Source organism: Gramella sp. KN1008 (genome assembly GCF_004332155.1).
GTDB lineage: Bacteria > Bacteroidota > Bacteroidia > Flavobacteriales > Flavobacteriaceae > Christiangramia.
On the sequence record NZ_SJDV01000005.1, the window covers coordinates 1 to 16,226 of the forward strand.

The 16,226-nt window shown below is 41.5% G+C and carries 7 protein-coding genes; 5 read left to right on the forward strand and 2 right to left on the reverse strand.

Going from position 1 to position 16,226, the window contains the following annotated elements; genetic code table 11:
• The first annotated feature begins 450 nt into the window (after positions 1–450).
• From pta to EZJ28_RS10295, 3 genes are all read left to right on the forward strand, one after another.
• Positions 451–2,544, forward strand: a complete 2,094-nt coding sequence (pta, locus tag EZJ28_RS10285) for a phosphate acetyltransferase (RefSeq protein ID WP_131397553.1) — start codon at positions 451–453, stop codon at positions 2,542–2,544.
• 6 nt (positions 2,545–2,550) lie between these two features.
• Entirely contained in the window at positions 2,551–3,738 is a 1,188-nt protein-coding gene (locus EZJ28_RS10290) for an acetate/propionate family kinase (RefSeq protein ID WP_131397555.1), read from the forward strand.
• Positions 3,739–3,999: 261 nt separating this feature from the next.
• Entirely contained in the window at positions 4,000–4,944 is a 945-nt protein-coding gene (locus EZJ28_RS10295; RefSeq protein ID WP_131397557.1) for a DUF4382 domain-containing protein, read from the forward strand.
• A gap of 50 nt (positions 4,945–4,994) precedes the next feature.
• Here the strand turns inward: EZJ28_RS10295 and EZJ28_RS10300 are convergent, their stop codons facing one another.
• Complete coding sequence (locus EZJ28_RS10300; RefSeq protein WP_131397559.1) at positions 4,995–6,455, reverse strand: glutamate synthase subunit beta; 1,461 nt, start codon at positions 6,453–6,455, stop codon at positions 4,995–4,997.
• A 4-nt stretch (positions 6,456–6,459) separates the two neighbouring features.
• Positions 6,460–10,983, reverse strand: a complete 4,524-nt coding sequence (gene gltB, locus EZJ28_RS10305; RefSeq protein ID WP_131397561.1) for a glutamate synthase large subunit — start codon at positions 10,981–10,983, stop codon at positions 6,460–6,462.
• Between the two features lie 530 nt (positions 10,984–11,513).
• On the opposite strand from gltB, the gene EZJ28_RS10310 reads away from it, so the two are divergent.
• Complete coding sequence (locus EZJ28_RS10310; RefSeq protein ID WP_131397563.1) at positions 11,514–14,315, forward strand: hypothetical protein; 2,802 nt, start codon at positions 11,514–11,516, stop codon at positions 14,313–14,315.
• A gap of 595 nt (positions 14,316–14,910) precedes the next feature.
• Positions 14,911–16,226, forward strand: a 1,316-nt coding sequence (locus EZJ28_RS16115; protein ID WP_207388456.1) for an Ig-like domain-containing protein, incomplete at its 3' end; no start/stop codon positions are given.

Here is a 16,226-nt window from a genome sequence, read left to right on the forward strand (position 1 = left end):
CAGAGAAGTTAAGCCCGTTAGCGCCGATGGTACTGCTATCATTGTGGGAGAGTAGGTCGCCGCCTTCTTCTTGAAAACCCTTTATCTAAACAGATAAAGGGTTTTTTTATGCGTATAATTTAAAGTTACAATTAAGGTGATACACTCACTTTTACTTCTGGTCTTTATTGTACTCTTAGGGAGCACTATAATTTTTAATAAGTGATACCTGTAGTCTTTTATTCTTTTTTATGCGGTGTCTTCATCTTGCCATCATGCTGTCATGTGAAACTTTCTTTCTTAAAATAGGTTCCTCTATTTTTAATTAATTATCATTAAAAGTCCAGGACTGGAGGCTTCTTTTATACCGTGCCAGAACATATGATTCATGTCATTCTTTGGCATCTTTTAAGGAATACTTAAAAGCTTCATTTTTAATAAGTCTTATTTTTGCCAAACAATTTAATTACTATGAATAAAGGAATTTATATTGCCACTTTGGAGTCTCACAGTGGTAAATCAATGATCAGCCTGGGGCTGATGCGTACCCTACTCGGTAAAATGATGAAAGTGGGGTATTTCCGGCCAATTATAAATGATACTCCTGCGGGTGAAAAGGACAACCATATAGATACGATTCTAAGCTACTTCAATTTGAATATTCCCTATGAGGATACCTATGCATTTACCCGTAGTGAAGTTATTCATGAAAGAAATAAAGGGAAATCAGGTGAGATTATAGACACTATAATTTCCAAGTATAAAAAGCTCGAAGAGAAATTTGATTTTATCCTTGTAGAGGGAAGTGACTTTTCAGGAGAAGGTAGCGTTTTCGAGTTTGATATTAATATGATCATTGCTAAAAATCTCGGCATTCCGGTCATAATCATCGTGAGTGGGCTGAATAAGAGTTGGGAAGAACTAATGGGAAGTCAGCAAATGGCTTACCAGGCTTTTAAAGATAAAGAAGTTCAGGTTATTGCTATGGTTAGTAATAAAATTCAGGAGAAGAACCTGGAACTGGCCAAACAGAATATGCGGGACTTTCTGCCAGAGGATGTAGGTATATTTGCCATTCCGTTAATTGAAACTCTCAACAATCCTACTTTAAAGGAAATTGTAAAAGCCCTTGAAGGTAGGGTTTTGTTTGGGCATGATTTTCTGAATAATCAAACAGGTAATTTTGGAGTTGGAGCCATGCAGTTACGGAATTATCTTCCCACGCTTAAAAATGAAAGTCTGGTGATCACACCCGGAGACAGGGCAGATATCATTCTTGGTGCTTTGCAGGCCAATTTCTCCAGTAATTATCCCAGGATTTCAGGGATTATTCTAACCGGTGGTTTAACGCCTGAAGAACCAATTTTGAAACTTATTGAGGGTCTATCTGATATTGTTCCAATAATTTCTGTTCAGGATGGAACCTTTAATGTTACTAATAAAGTAGGAGATATAAAATCCAATATTTATGCTGATAGTATTCAGAAAATACAAACCACCATCAGCACTTTTGAACGTTTTGTATCCTTTGATTCCCTGGTTGAAAAACTAACGGATTATGAACCGCAGGGAATAACGCCGAGAATGTTTCAGTATGGACTGGTACAACGCGCCAGAAAAAGTAAAAAACATATCGTATTGCCTGAAGGAACAGACGAGCGTATTCTTACCGCAGCAAAACGGCTTATTGAGATGGACCTGGTAGAACTAACCTTACTGGGGGATGTTGAAACAATTAAAAAGACAGCAGCAAAAATTCAACTGGATCTTGACTTTTCAAAAATCAATATAATAGATCCCGTAAAGTCATCCCAATTCCTGGATTATGCTGAAACTTATTATGAGTTGAGAAAGCATAAGAACGTGAATATGGATATGGCGAAAGACAGAATGAGCGATGTATCTCATTTCGGAACCATGATGATCTATAAAGGCCATGCAGACGGAATGGTCTCTGGTGCTGCTCATACCACACAACATACCATCTTACCCGCACTTCAGTTCATCAAAACCAAACCAGATGTATCGGTGGTTTCCTCAGTTTTCTTTATGTGTCTTGAAGACAGGGTTTCGGTATTTGGTGATTGTGCGATCAATCCTAACCCGACTGCCGAAGAATTGGCTGAGATCACTATTTCTTCTGCAGAAAGCGCCAGGGCCTTCGGGATAGAACCTAAAATAGCCATGTTGTCCTACTCTTCCGGAACGTCGGGAAAAGGTGCCGATGTGGATAAAGTAAGAGAAGCTACGGCCCTTGTCAAAGAGCGAAGACCAGATCTTAAGGTGGAAGGGCCAATCCAATATGATGCGGCAGTAGATCTTAGTGTAGGGAAAAGTAAATTACCAGATTCGGAGGTGGCAGGACAGGCCAATGTCCTTATCTTCCCCGATCTGAATACCGGAAATAATACCTATAAGGCGGTACAAAGGGAAACAGGAGCTTTAGCGATAGGGCCAATGCTTCAGGGCTTGAATAAACCGGTAAATGATCTAAGCCGTGGATGTACCGTAGCCGATGTTTATAATACGGTAATTTTAACGGCCATACAGGCACAAGGAATCTAATTTGTTATGAAAAATATTTTAATCATAAATTCGGGAAGTTCTTCCTTGAAATTCCAGCTAATACAAATGCCATCTGAAGAAGTTCTGGCTTCGGGGATGGTGGAAAGAATCGGACTGGAAGATTCAAAATTACACTATAAGGTAAGGGATAATTCAGTTTCAGAGGTAATTGAAGCCAGCGATCATGCCGTAGCGTTAAAGGCTATTACAGAACATTTGATGAATCCTGAAAAAGGCGTCATTAAAGATAAGAATGAGATCGCGGCGGTTGGGCATCGGGTAGTCCATGGCGGAAATGTTTTCTCTAAGACTATTGCCATAAATGCAGAAGTGAAAGAAAAGATCAGGGAAAATTTTTCTCTGGCCCCATTGCATAATCCACCCAATTTAAAAGGAATTGAGGTTGCCGAGGAACTTTTTCCGAACTCCCGGCAGGTAGCTGTTTTTGATACCGCCTTCCACCAGACTATCCCTCAACAGGCTGCCCAGTATGCCATTCCTACAGAATTCTATGAGGAAAAGCATATTCAGCTGTATGGATTTCATGGCACCAGTCATAAGTATGTTTCGAAAAAAGCTATAGAGAAACTTCAGAAAGAAAATTCAAAAATCATCAGCATTCATTTAGGAAATGGATGTAGTATAACCGCGATAAAAGACGGGAAGAGCCTGGATCATTCTCTTGGCTTTGGTCCCGTTAATGGGCTAATTATGGGTACCCGAAGTGGAGATATAGACCAGTCGGTTATTTTTTATCTTATTGATGAGCTGGGATATACCTCCCAGGAAGTAAGCGATCTTTTACATAAGAAGAGTGGGATGCTTGGCCTCACCGGGTATAGTGATCTCCGGGAAATAGAAGAAGAGGCAGAGAAGGGAAATAAACGATGCCAGCTGGCTTTGGATATGAATGCTTATCGCATAAAAAAATATATCGGAGCCTATACGGCTGCAATGAATGGATTGGATGCCCTTATTTTTACTGCAGGTATTGGTGAGAATAGTGATGTTATTCGAAACCTGGTTTGCAGGGATATGGATTTCTTCGGAATTAAACTGGACAAAGAGAAAAATAAAATTCGCGATAAGAAATTAAGAGCGATAGAAGCTGAAGGATCCAGGGTGAAGATTCTGGTTATCCCAACAAATGAAGAACTCGAAATCGCCCAGCAAACCTTTGAGTTGATCTCATAACGAAAGCATTCTTTCGAAGAGACTATTATTATCAGCTTATTTTTATAACAATGCCTGAATGGAGGTTCTTATAGCTTCTATTCAGGCATTGTTATAGGTAAAATACAGTTTTAGCATTTTTTTAAGGAATACTGGCAAGGGACTTGCGTTACTACTACCCTAAATCTAAAATCTAGATCAGTTCTGATACTAGCTACAATCAAATCAATGAATTTTAACCAAAGCGCCAAAAAAGAGTAAGGCGTTTAAAAATTATTATTTATGCTATTTAAAAACTTAAGTAGATTAGGATTATTATTAGGATTAGTTTTGTTTGTTTCCTGTTCTGAGGATGACTCGGTTGAAGGACCTGGCGCCGGTGAAGAAGGAAATTCCACTGCAGTTTATATCACCGATTCTCCGGTTGATGAAGCCAATGTAGAGGCCGTATTCATTACTGTTTCTGAAGTTAAAGTGAATGGTAAAGCTGTGGAAGGATTCAACACTACTACCATTGAAATTAGCAGCCTTACTAAAGGCAAGACTGAACTTTTAGGAAGCCTGGACCTGCAAGCCGGCACAACCTCTGATATTAGCTTGACGCTTGCCGATACAGATGCTACAGGTAATGGTCCTGGAAACTATGTACTTCTTTCAGGAGGTGCAAAAGAAGAACTTGGAGGCACGATGGAGCTTAATATTAACGATCAGGCAGAGATCGTAGAGAATACCGAGAATGAACTTGTACTGGATTTTGATCTTCGTAAAAGTTTGAAGCATGAAGGTGACGATTATTCATTTGTATCTGAATCACAACTTGAAAGTAATTTAAGAGCTGTTAATACGATTAAAACAGGTGTGGTGACCGGTACGGTTGATAACACCAGTGAAGCTGATGGTGACGTCGTAGTGGCTTATGCGTACAAAAAAGGAACATTCAGTGAGGCTGAAAGCAATGCTAATGGAGAAGGTGTAGCTTTCGCAAATGCTGTGAGCAGTTCTGCCGTATCTCAATCTAATGGTGAATTTGAGATCCATTTCCTTGAAGAGGGAGATTATGAATTGCACTTTGCTTCTTATTCTGATGATGACAGCGACGGAAAGCTAGAGTTTTCTAGTATGGTGGAAGCTAATACTGCAAGTAGTATAGATCTTAGTGGATTTACCGTGGAAGCTAATTCTGAAGTAAATCTTAATATCTCTTTTACAGGTCTTCTAGGCTTGTAAGAAAACTAAGTATATAAATTAAAAAAGCCCCGCGATCGCGGGGCTTTTTTTTATGCTGTAGGCAGATCGCCATCTCCTTTAATGGGGAGTTTTGATTTTCCCATGAGGAATTTATCTACATGGTGCGCAGCCTCACGGCCTTCAGAGATGGCCCAGACTATAAGTGACTGACCCCTTCTCATATCACCAGCCACAAAAACATTCTTTACATTGGTCTGATAATTCTTTTCACCTTTGATGTTGGTTCTGCCATCGGTTTCCACTCCAAGTTTTTCGCTTAAGGTCTTCTCAGGCCCGGTAAAGCCAAGAGAAAGCAGCGCCATATCACAAGGCCATTCTTTCTCTGTATTTGGGACTTCCTGTAATTCTGGTCTCTGTCCCGGTTTTCTTTTCCATTCTACCTGTACAGTTTTCAGGCCTTTAAGCTTACCTTTTTCATCCTTAACGAATTCTTTGGTCTGGATACTCCAGTTCCTTTCCACACCTTCTTCATGTGAAGAACTTGTTTTTAAGGTGAAAGGCCAGTAAGGCCAGGGATTTTCCAGGGTTCTGTGTTCTGAGGGCATTGGTAGTATCTCAAAATTGGTGACAGATTTTGCTTCATGCCTGTTGGAAGTTCCAACACAATCTGATCCAGTATCTCCACCACCAATAACGATCACATCTTTTCCTTTAGCGCTTAATTCCTCTTTCATTTCCTTCAATCCGTCAACTACTTCATTATTATTTTTAAGGAAATCCATCGCCTGCATTACTCCTTTTGTGTCAGCGCCAGGAATTGGAAGATTACGCCGTGCAGTAGCTCCTCCGCAAAGGACTACGGCATCGAACTCCTCCAGTTTCTCCACATCGTAGTTTTTACCTACTTCAACATTGGTCTTAAACTCGATTCCTTCGGCTTTCATGATGTCCAAACGGCGATCTATGACTTTCTTTTCCATTTTAAAATCGGGAATACCATAGCGTAAGAGTCCGCCAACTTTTGCGTCTCTTTCAAAAACCGTAACGGTATGTCCTGCCCGGTTCAGCTGCTGTGCCGCAGCCAGTCCTGCAGGTCCAGATCCTATCACTGCCACTTTCTTATCTGTACGATGTGCAGGCGGCTCTGGTTCTATCCAACCCTCTTTAAAGCCTCTTTCCACGATATACTTTTCTATCATTTCAATGGCTACGGGAGGTTCGATGATACCCAGCACACATGCCGATTCACAGGGCGCAGGACAGAGCCTGCCGGTGAATTCGGGGAAATTATTCGTGGCGTGAAGGATCTTCAAAGCCTTTTGCCAGTCATTTCTGTATACGGCATGATTAAAATCGGGAATAAGATTCCCAAGCGGGCACCCGCTATGGCAAAACGGAATTCCGCAGTCCATACAGCGTCCTCCCTGCTTGTTAAGTTCTTTTGTATCCAGTTCTTTTGTAAACTCATTATAGTTCTTTACGCGCTCTTCAACTTTTTTGGTTTCTTCATCAACGCGTTCATATTCTAAAAATCCTCGTAATTGACCCATTTTCTTAAGCTGTTTTTAAATCTACCTCTTCACTTAGTTCTTTTTCTTCCTCAAGCCTCAGTAACGCCTTTTTGTATTCTACCGGCATTACTTTTATAAAGGCCTTGCAATTATTCTCCCAGTCGTCAAGAATCGACTTCGCAACTTCACTCTCGGTATACTGATAGTGATTAACAATAAGCTCTTCCAGTTCCTGAAGATTGTCTTCTGAAGGTGATTCCAGATCTACCATTTCCATATTGAAATTATTTTTGTCCACGGTATTATCAGGATCATAGATATAAGCAGTTCCTCCGCTCATACCAGCGGCGAAGTTTCTTCCTATCTTACCAAGTATTACGGCAACCCCACCGGTCATATATTCGCATCCGTGATCACCAATTCCTTCGATCACCGCTTTGGCTCCGGAATTCCTTACACAGAAACGTTCACCTCCAATTCCATTAATATAAGCCTCTCCGGAAATAGCTCCGTACAGAGCCACGTTGCCTATAATGATATTTTCATTGGACTTGAAAGTCGCTTCTTTAGGTTTACGTATGGAAAGTATAGCTCCTGAAAGGCCTTTTCCAAAATAGTCATTTGAATTTCCTTCAATATTGAGGTTCAAACCAGGTGCAGAAAATGCTCCGAAACTCTGCCCTGCAGAACCTTTGAAATTAAGAGTTAAGGTGTTATGAGGTAGACCTTTTGCTCCGTGAATTTTAGATATTTCGTTACTTATTATCGCTCCTGTTGTCCTGTTCGTATTAGCTATAGGGAAACTCAGGCTTACCGGTTCCTTCCTGTATATTGCCGGGTGAGCCTGTTTCAGTATCTCAAAATCCAGAACACCTTCCAGGTTATGCAGTTGTTTTTCGGTATTTGATAAAGGTACACCTTCCTTGATCTTCGGTTTATGTAGTATGGCTGAAAGATCGATTCCCTGTGCCTTGTAGTGCTTTATGGCACGGTTCATATCGAGTTTCTGACTTTGACCAACCATCTCGTCCATCTTTCTGAAACCAAGTTGTGCCATGATCTCTCTAAGCTCCTGTGCAATGAAATACATGAAGTTAATCACATTTTCAGGAGTACCTTTAAAGTTCTTCCTTAGTTCAGGATCCTGGGTTGCAATTCCAACCGGGCAGGTGTTCAGGTGACATGCCCTCATCATGATACATCCGGTGGCTACCAGTGGGGCAGTTGAAAAACCAAATTCTTCAGCTCCCAGCAGGCAGGCTATCGCTACATCGCGCCCTGTCTTCAACTGTCCGTCACATTCAACAACAATCCTGCTTCTAAGGTTATTCAGTAGAAGGGTTTGCTGGGTCTCCGCAATACCAAGTTCCCAGGGCAGGCCGGCGTGTCTAAGTGAGGTTAGGGGAGAAGCTCCCGTTCCTCCGTCGTAACCGGAAATAAGCACCACATCGGCTTTTGCCTTTGCAACACCTGCTGCAATGGTTCCCACTCCAACTTTGGATACCAGTTTCACATTGATACGAGCCTCCCGGTTGGCATTCTTAAGATCGAAGATAAGCTGAGCAAGATCCTCGATGGAATAAATATCGTGGTGTGGAGGAGGCGATATCAATCCAACATAAGGAGTGGAATTCCTTGTTTTTGCAATATCTGGATTTACCTTTGGTCCGGGTAACTGTCCGCCTTCTCCGGGCTTGGCTCCCTGGGCCATCTTTATTTGGATTTCCCTCGCATTGGAAAGGTAATCTATAGATACTCCAAATCGTCCTGAAGCTACCTGTTTGATGGCAGAGTTTCTCCAGTTTCCATTAAGGTCTTTCTGAAAACGATCGGGGTCTTCCCCACCTTCACCGGAATTACTTTTACCTTTAATCCGGTTCATGGCAATTGCAAGGTTCTCATGAGCTTCCTTACTAATAGAACCAAAAGACATGGCTCCGGTCTTGAATCTTTTCACGATCTCGGTCCATGGTTCTACCTCGTCCAGAGGTATAGGATTCAGTTCCTTGAATTTGAACATTCCGCGAAGCGTCATGAGCTTTTCGTTCTGCTCATTGATGATTTTGGAATATTCAGTATAAGTATCATAAGAATTTTGCTTTACTGCCTGTTGCAGTTTAGCGACACTGGCGGGATTGAAGACATGGCGCTCGCCGTTCCTTCTCCATCGGTAATCCCCGCCCATTTCCAGATCCAGGTCTGTTTCGGTTTCGGGAGGGAAGAAAGCATGCTTGTATCGCTTCTGGATCTCTTTTTCGATTTCATAAAGCCCGATCCCTTCAATTCTGGTTGGTGTATTACAGAAATACTTATTTACAAATTTCTTATTAAGTCCAAGGATCTCAAAGATCTGTGAACCACGGTAGGAAAGAAGGGTTGAGATACCAATCTTGTTCATGATCTTCACGATCCCTTTACCTATAGCAACATTGAAGTTGTTTACGGCTGTTTCAGGATCTTTCTCGTTGATCTCGTTCCTTTCCACAAGGTCGTAGATGACCTCATTTACCATATAAGGGTTGATGGCACTTGCGCCATAGCCAAATAAAGCGGCAAAATGATGCGGCTCTCTTGGTTCGGCAGATTCGATCACTATTCCGAAAGAACTTCTTCGGTTATGATCCTTTACCCTGTGATGTACGAATGAACAGGCCAGAAGTGATGGAATTGGTGCCAGTTTTGGATCCACATTCCTGTCTGAAAGTATAATGATATTACACCCATCATCCACGGCGTCATTTATCTCAAGGATCATTTCATCAAGGCGATCCTCGAGGCCGTTCATCCCTTTTTCAGCTTCATAAAGCATGGAAACAGATTTCGCTTTAAAGCCGGGATGATCTATATATTTTATCTTATCCAGATCCTCATTGGAAATAACCGGATTCTGGATCTTCAGTTTTTTACATTGTTCGGGAATTATCTCAAAAAGGTTGATATCCTCACCTACAGAAAGACTGATATCGGTCACGATCTCTTCCCTGATACCATCCAGCGGCGGATTGGTAACCTGAGCAAAAAGTTGCTTGAAATAGTTGAAAAGCAGTTGCGGTTTATCTGAAAGTACGGCCAGGGGGATATCGGTACCCATAGAACCAATTGCTTCTTTCCCGTGGGAGGCCATTGGAGCGATGATAGTACTTATATCCTCATAGGTGTAGCCGAAAAGTTTAAGTCTCGTGGTATAGGATATATCTTCCACCGGTGTTTTATTACCCGTATATGGAACATTTGATAAAGGGAGAAGGTTGTCATTTAACCAGTCCCGGTATGGAAGACGGGTTACGATCTTTTCCTTAACCTCTTCATCTTCGATGATACGACCTTCTATCATATCAACGAGGAACATTCTTCCCGGTTCAAGCCTCCCGTGGCGAAGTACATTTTCAGGTTTGATATCAAGGACTCCAGTTTCAGAAGACATCACCACATAGCCGTCCTTGGTCACCGTATATCGGGATGGCCTTAAACCATTACGGTCCAGAAGCGCACCTATATAATTACCATCGGTAAACGGAATGGAAGCCGGTCCATCCCAGGGCTCCATGATACACGCATTATATTCGTAAAAAGCCTTTTTCCTGTCGTCCATTGAAGGATTCTTCTCCCAGGCTTCCGGCACCATCATCATAATGGCTTCGGGAAGGGATCGTCCGGTTTGAAGCAGGAGTTCGAGGGCCATATCCATAGAAGCCGAATCGGATTTTCCTTCCATAGTGATGGGTACGATCTTCTTAATATCCTCTCCAAAGGTTTCGCTTTCAAAAAGCTCCTCCCGGGCCCTCATTCGGCTTAAGTTACCGCGAAGGGTATTGATCTCTCCATTATGGCACATATAGCGGAAAGGCTGTGCCAGATCCCAGGTTGGAAAGGTATTGGTAGAGAAACGCTGATGTACAAGGGCCAGTTTTGTGATCACATCAGGATCATTAAGATCCTTATAATATTCATTGATATCCTGGGGCATCAAAAGTCCCTTATATATTATGGTATTGGTGGATAAACTCGAAAAGTAGAAATATTCACTCTGTGCCAGTCCTGATTCTTCTACGCGATGTTCCGCGATTTTTCGTGCAGTATAGAGCCTGGAATTGAACTTTTGATCATCCAGTTTTTCCGGCCGACCAATAAATACCTGCTGAATGGCAGGTTCAACCCTGCTGGCCATCTTACCAAGACAGGAATGATTCACCGGAACTTTTCTCCATCCCAGGATTTCCAGTTGCTGATTTTTTACTTCTTCCTCAAATATTTTCTTACATAGATCTGCCTGATTCTTATTCTTTGGCAGAAAGAGCATTCCAACTGCATAGGCCCTGAATTCCGGCAATTCGAAATCACATACTTTTTTAAAGAAATTGTGGGGTACTTCTATTAAAATCCCGGCTCCATCTCCTGTCTTTCCATCGGCACTAACCGCTCCCCTGTGTTCGAGCCGAACCAGGATATCAATCGCCTTATGTATGATTTGATTTGTTCTTTCGCCGTTAAGATTGCAGATAAATCCCGCGCCACAATTATCACGCTCATTTAGAGGGGAATAGAGCCCCTGTTCTTTTATTCTCATACCTGTTTCCTTCTGAATTATTCTTTTAAAGTTAAAGAAAACCAGAACAAACAAACAAAGAATGAGCGTTTTAAAATGAACTTTTCAGGATTTGATAATTAAAGGGTTTTATAATGAAAAATCGCTAAAATAAGGCCGTGAAATTATTAAATTTAGAATGGCATTTTAAGCAATTTTCTGATGGCTGGGTAATAACCCCCATTTTATTCCAGAACCAGATTTTATCATCTGAATAGGTGCTGCTTCCATCCTGATTTTTCGTAAATTTAAGGTGACCTTTAACGCAGACTTCTTCTTATAACTGCGATACAATTTGAAGCCTGAAACTTCAAAATTGAGCCCTTTTACCCTACAGATCTCCTGATCTCCCTCTTAAATTGAAGGTCAAACGACTCCCGTACTTAAAGTGGAGTAACGTGTTCATTATCCCCCCTTTTCCGGTTTTTAGATTCATTATTCCTTGTGTGGGATTTTTGCCCCATGTAGCCCGGGATGAGCCTTATGTTGGTTTAATCCTAAAAAATAGAATTATGGAAAATATTACTTATACAGAAATGAAATTTTGGCACAGGAAATTAGGGGGAGCATACAACCTTGTTAGTTCTCTGGCCATTATTTTTATTCTTTCGTTACAACCCCTGGTAACGAATGCACAAACACATCCTTATGGATTTCTTGATGGTAACTGCTTCGTAGAGGGAGCAGATGGTTATGACTGGGATTCCGTATACGACAATAATTTACCCGCAGGATCTATTTCTACAGGTATTCTTTTTGACGATCAGGCCCAGGGACCAGATAATATTTTTACCGGTGGTAGCACAAAAGATCATTTGCCTTTATCTGGTTGGCAATGGAAAATAGGTCAGTCCAGTGATAAAACCAATATTCAACAGGCTGGCGCGGTATTAATAGACGGAGTGATATATTTCTTCGGGAACCGTTTTTCAGATGATGGTGCTACCAATATTGGTTTCTGGTTCTTCCAGGATGAAGTCCAGGCATTGAACGGAACTTTTACCGGAGAGCATATGGATGGCGATGTTCTGGTGGTTGCCGAAATTACCAATGGAGGAAATGTAGGAAATATTGCTGCCTATGTCTGGAGAGGACCCGGAGCTGGTAATGTACCTAACAGTACAAAAAGTATGGAAAAGGTAGCCGATGTTAACGATCCCAATATTTTGCAGGCTATTGTAAATGTGTTTGATGAGCTAACACCATTCCCTCACCAAACCAAAGGTATTGAGCCCCCAGATACACAGCCTCCTGTGACCTTTTTTGAAGGCTTTTTAAATCTTGCAGATCTAGAGCTTGCCAGTACCTGTTTCTCTTCATTTTTAGTAGAGACACGATCTTCCTTTTCTCTAACTTCTATTCTGGAAGACTTTGTACTGGGTGAATTCAATGTCACTCCAGAGGTGGAAACAGCGGATGTCGCTGTTTGTTATGATGATCTTCCAGCCACTCTTAGCGCTACAGGTTCAGGCGGAGCCGGGGAACTTTCATATCACTGGACAGGGCCTAACGATTTTGAAGCCTTTACCCAGGATATAGAAGTAAGTGTAGCCGGAGATTATACCGTGACAGTAGCTGGAGAAGGAATTGGCGGTGGAGATCCTTGTGAGTCAGAACCTGCCGTTGCGACTCTTACTGTATACGATCAGCCCGTTATTGAAATTTCAGCCACAGATATCAGCTGTTATGGTGAAGAGGATGGTGTGGTTAGTATAAGCAATGCCAGTGGTTATGATCTTCTTGAACTATATCAGGTAAACAATGAAGGTGATGATATACTTATAGATAGCAATACCGATGGCAGCGACTTTACAGGTCTTGGCGAAGGTAGCTATTATGTGATCGCTTCCTTTGACCATGGAGATGATATAATCTGTTATACTACAAGTAACACAGTAGATATTGAAGAACCACCGCTACTGGAACTTACGCTTGAAGATGTTACTCATGTAAGCTGTTATGGATATGAAGATGGAGCTATAGATATCACTGCTTCGGGAGGTACCGGAGAGTATACGTATGACTGGGCAGACCTTGAGGGAACTGACGATCCTGAAGATCGTACAGGCCTTACTGCCGGTTTCTATTCGGTGACCGTAACCGATGAGAACGGCTGTACTGCAAGTCTCAATGATATTGAAGTGGAAGAACCTACAGAACTAGTAGGAGAAATTACTGCAACCCTTGATGCCAGTTGTTACGGATTTACTGATGGTGAAATAGATATTACCATTAGTGGTGGTACGCCACCATACTCTTATGACTGGGCAGATCTTGACGAGGAAAATGAACCTGAAGACAGGACAGGAATCGGTGGAGGTGGCTATAGTGTCACTGTGACCGATGCTAATGACTGTACAGTTTCACTTGGTGTTATCAATCTTGATGAACCATTGGAATTACTGGCAGATCCTACTCCAAGTCCGGAAAGTTGTGAGTATAATGACGGCTCCCTAAGTGTGAGTGTGGAAGGAGGAACTGCGCCATATGAATATTCATTGGATGGAATAAATTACCAGGAATCCAATACTTTCACAGGTCTTGCGGCCGGAGATTACACGGTATATACCAGAGATGACAATGATTGTGTTGCTGAAGATCCTGTTACGGTAGATCCACCGGAGAATTGTGTCTTCGACGAAGGTTGTACTCTGGGGTACTGGAAAAATCATACCGACAGATGGTGTGAAGAATACCTAACCTGCAATTATTATGGAGATGTATTTGAGGATGCACATCCCAAACTGGTAGAAGTTACCCTTCTGGAGGCATTAAATTTGGAGGGAGGTGGCATTTATAATCTCGCCAGACAGTCTGTTGCTGCTTTATTGAACACCTGTAGTTCTGAAGTCGGTTTTGCCTATTCAGATGTTGAGGCTTTAATTGCCGATGTTAATTATGCCTTCACTAACGATGAAGCTGGTGCTTTTGGTATGTACCTGGATGGATTGAACCAGGCCGGATGTCCGTTGTTTGGAACCGAAGCAACTACTGCACCAACATCGCCTGAATGTGATGTATCCGGATCCAGTGTTGCTTTAAGCACTTCTTTGGAGAGCGAATTTAGCGTTGCTCCTGTTCCATTTGTAGATCAGTTAAGCGTGCAGTACCATTTTGATTATGTTTCTGATGTGAACATCCAGTTCTTTAATATTAGTGGACAGATGCTTCAGAACTTTAAGTTTTTGAATGTTACATCCGGAGATATTAGTGAATTCAATGTTGGATCACTTGTAAGTCCGGGACAGGCTTATATTCTTAAGGTGAACACAGACAGGGAAAGTTTCTCGAAAACTATCATTTCTGCTGAGTAATAATTTGTGGAAGAAGCGGTCTTTGACTGCTTCTTCATTTAAATATATAATTGAAACTCTTTGATCATCAATTTCAAAAAACGACAAAAATGCAGACTGGAAAGGTCTGCATTTTTTATTCGCATCAGTTTAAAGAAATAAGCTGTACTTAATAAGGGTTTTCCCTTATTTTTTGATGTAAACCCCTGTTTATAAGTTTGTTGTGTGTTATAAATGAAATTTTTGGGATAATTTATTTTATATTTAATCGCTATTACAAAAAATCTTTCCTACACATTATTTTTTTGTTTATAGCTCCCCGAAACTCTTTAATCTGAAAGCTCAATTTTGCTTTTAGATTCTGCTAAAAGTGCATTTTATCTGGTCCTGTAGACCGGACTCTTTTATCCCCCCAAATCAAAGAAGATTTTACTCCCCCCGGACGATGGTTTACCTTTTTAGGTATTTCCCTGGCCACAATTCTGGTACAGGTTATTCGCCCTACTCTCTTAGTTCTAAATAATCTAATTGAAAGCCCTTCACTAAGATGGCTGCCCAATCTTCTTCTCTAAGCTTAGCTATGCTACTGGTGCTAACCTTTTAAAATTTATTAATTATGAAAGAGATTACATTTTTTAAAATTTTTAGATCGAGTAAGAGCATTTTGCCTGTGATTTTCTTATTCTCAATCTTGCTACTATTTCCGTTTAATTTCTATGGACAGGTTGGAAAGATCGATAAACTAGAGCAGTCCCAGAATGGGAAGATAGGGGCTGTGCTGACCACAACCCAATGGGTTACAGGGAACGTAAATGGTCAGAAAGCGCATTATGCGGAAGGTATGGCTATTCCATACAGACTGAGTATATCCGATTTAACACCCGGGATTACTTATACTGTAACTATTGGGTACGATACGCAAAAGGATTTTAAACATGCTTTGGATTTTTTGGTTTCTTATGATTATTATGGAACCCACGGAACTTTTGATCATGGAACAGAAATAATAGATCCATTATTAGGAACAGGTATTAGTCCAGCCTCTAAAGGCACACCTGTGCTAATTCCAACGCCTAACAGTGACCAATCTTCTGTTACAGGTCAACCAACAGCATTTCATGCGGCCCTGCCTGCCGAGGATAAACAAATGAATATCTGGAATGGAGAATTTGTCTCTATAGACTACCTGCCATTTTCTCAAGATCCTCTAGGTGATGGGACAACTTCAAGCAGGTTAACCGTTGAATTTGAAGTGAATCCAGGAGAAAGCAAAGTAGTAATTGCCTGGGGGGGGCATATTGCCGGAGCCTATATAGGTGAACCGGAATTCTGGGGTGAAGGTAATTCTGCTAGTGCAATCAATGGATCTCCATATCATATGTTTGTAGATAGCTGTGATGAAGCACTATTAAGTGGTTGTGGAAACAAAGAAGTACAATTGAGTGCCGACGCGGTATTTCCACCTCCATTATGTGAACTGGGGGATCCGGTCGAAGTTTGCGCGGGTGCTCCTAACCGAACTTACACTGCACAGATTACCAATGGTGATAATCCGGTATATGTATGGAATTTGGTCAATGATGTAACGGGAGATACTAATGCTCAAATTGTTTCCGGCCAGGGCACGGATGCAGTAACCGTGGACCCCGGAGATGGAGCAGGTACTTATAGATTAGATTTAAAGATTACTAATCAAAATACTTTATTTCATGAATGTTCGGTTATAACTACAGTTAATGCGAATCCTGTAGTGGCAAATAAATCGGTATGTGTGGGCTCGACGGTAGACTTTGGTCCGAGTGGAACATACCAGTCTGATGACACGAGTGTAGCGACCATTAATAATGATGGTGTTGCTACAGGTGTTAAAGCAGGCACGGCTACGATCACTTATACAGATGCCAATGGATGTTCTGGTACGGCTACAATTAC

Bases quoted from the DNA above. Each gene is read 5' to 3' on its own strand.
- pta (WP_131397553.1), top strand. From the start codon at position 451: ATGAATAAAGGAATTTATATTGCCACTTTGGAGTCTCACAGTGGTAAA.
- EZJ28_RS10290 (WP_131397555.1), top strand. From the start codon at position 2,551: ATGAAAAATATTTTAATCATAAATTCGGGAAGTTCTTCCTTGAAATTC.
- EZJ28_RS10295 (WP_131397557.1), top strand. From the start codon at position 4,000: ATGCTATTTAAAAACTTAAGTAGATTAGGATTATTATTAGGATTAGTT.
- EZJ28_RS10300 (WP_131397559.1), bottom strand. From the start codon at position 6,455: ATGGGTCAATTACGAGGATTTTTAGAATATGAACGCGTTGATGAAGAA.
- gltB (WP_131397561.1), bottom strand. From the start codon at position 10,983: ATGAGAATAAAAGAACAGGGGCTCTATTCCCCTCTAAATGAGCGTGAT.
- EZJ28_RS10310 (WP_131397563.1), top strand. From the start codon at position 11,514: ATGGAAAATATTACTTATACAGAAATGAAATTTTGGCACAGGAAATTA.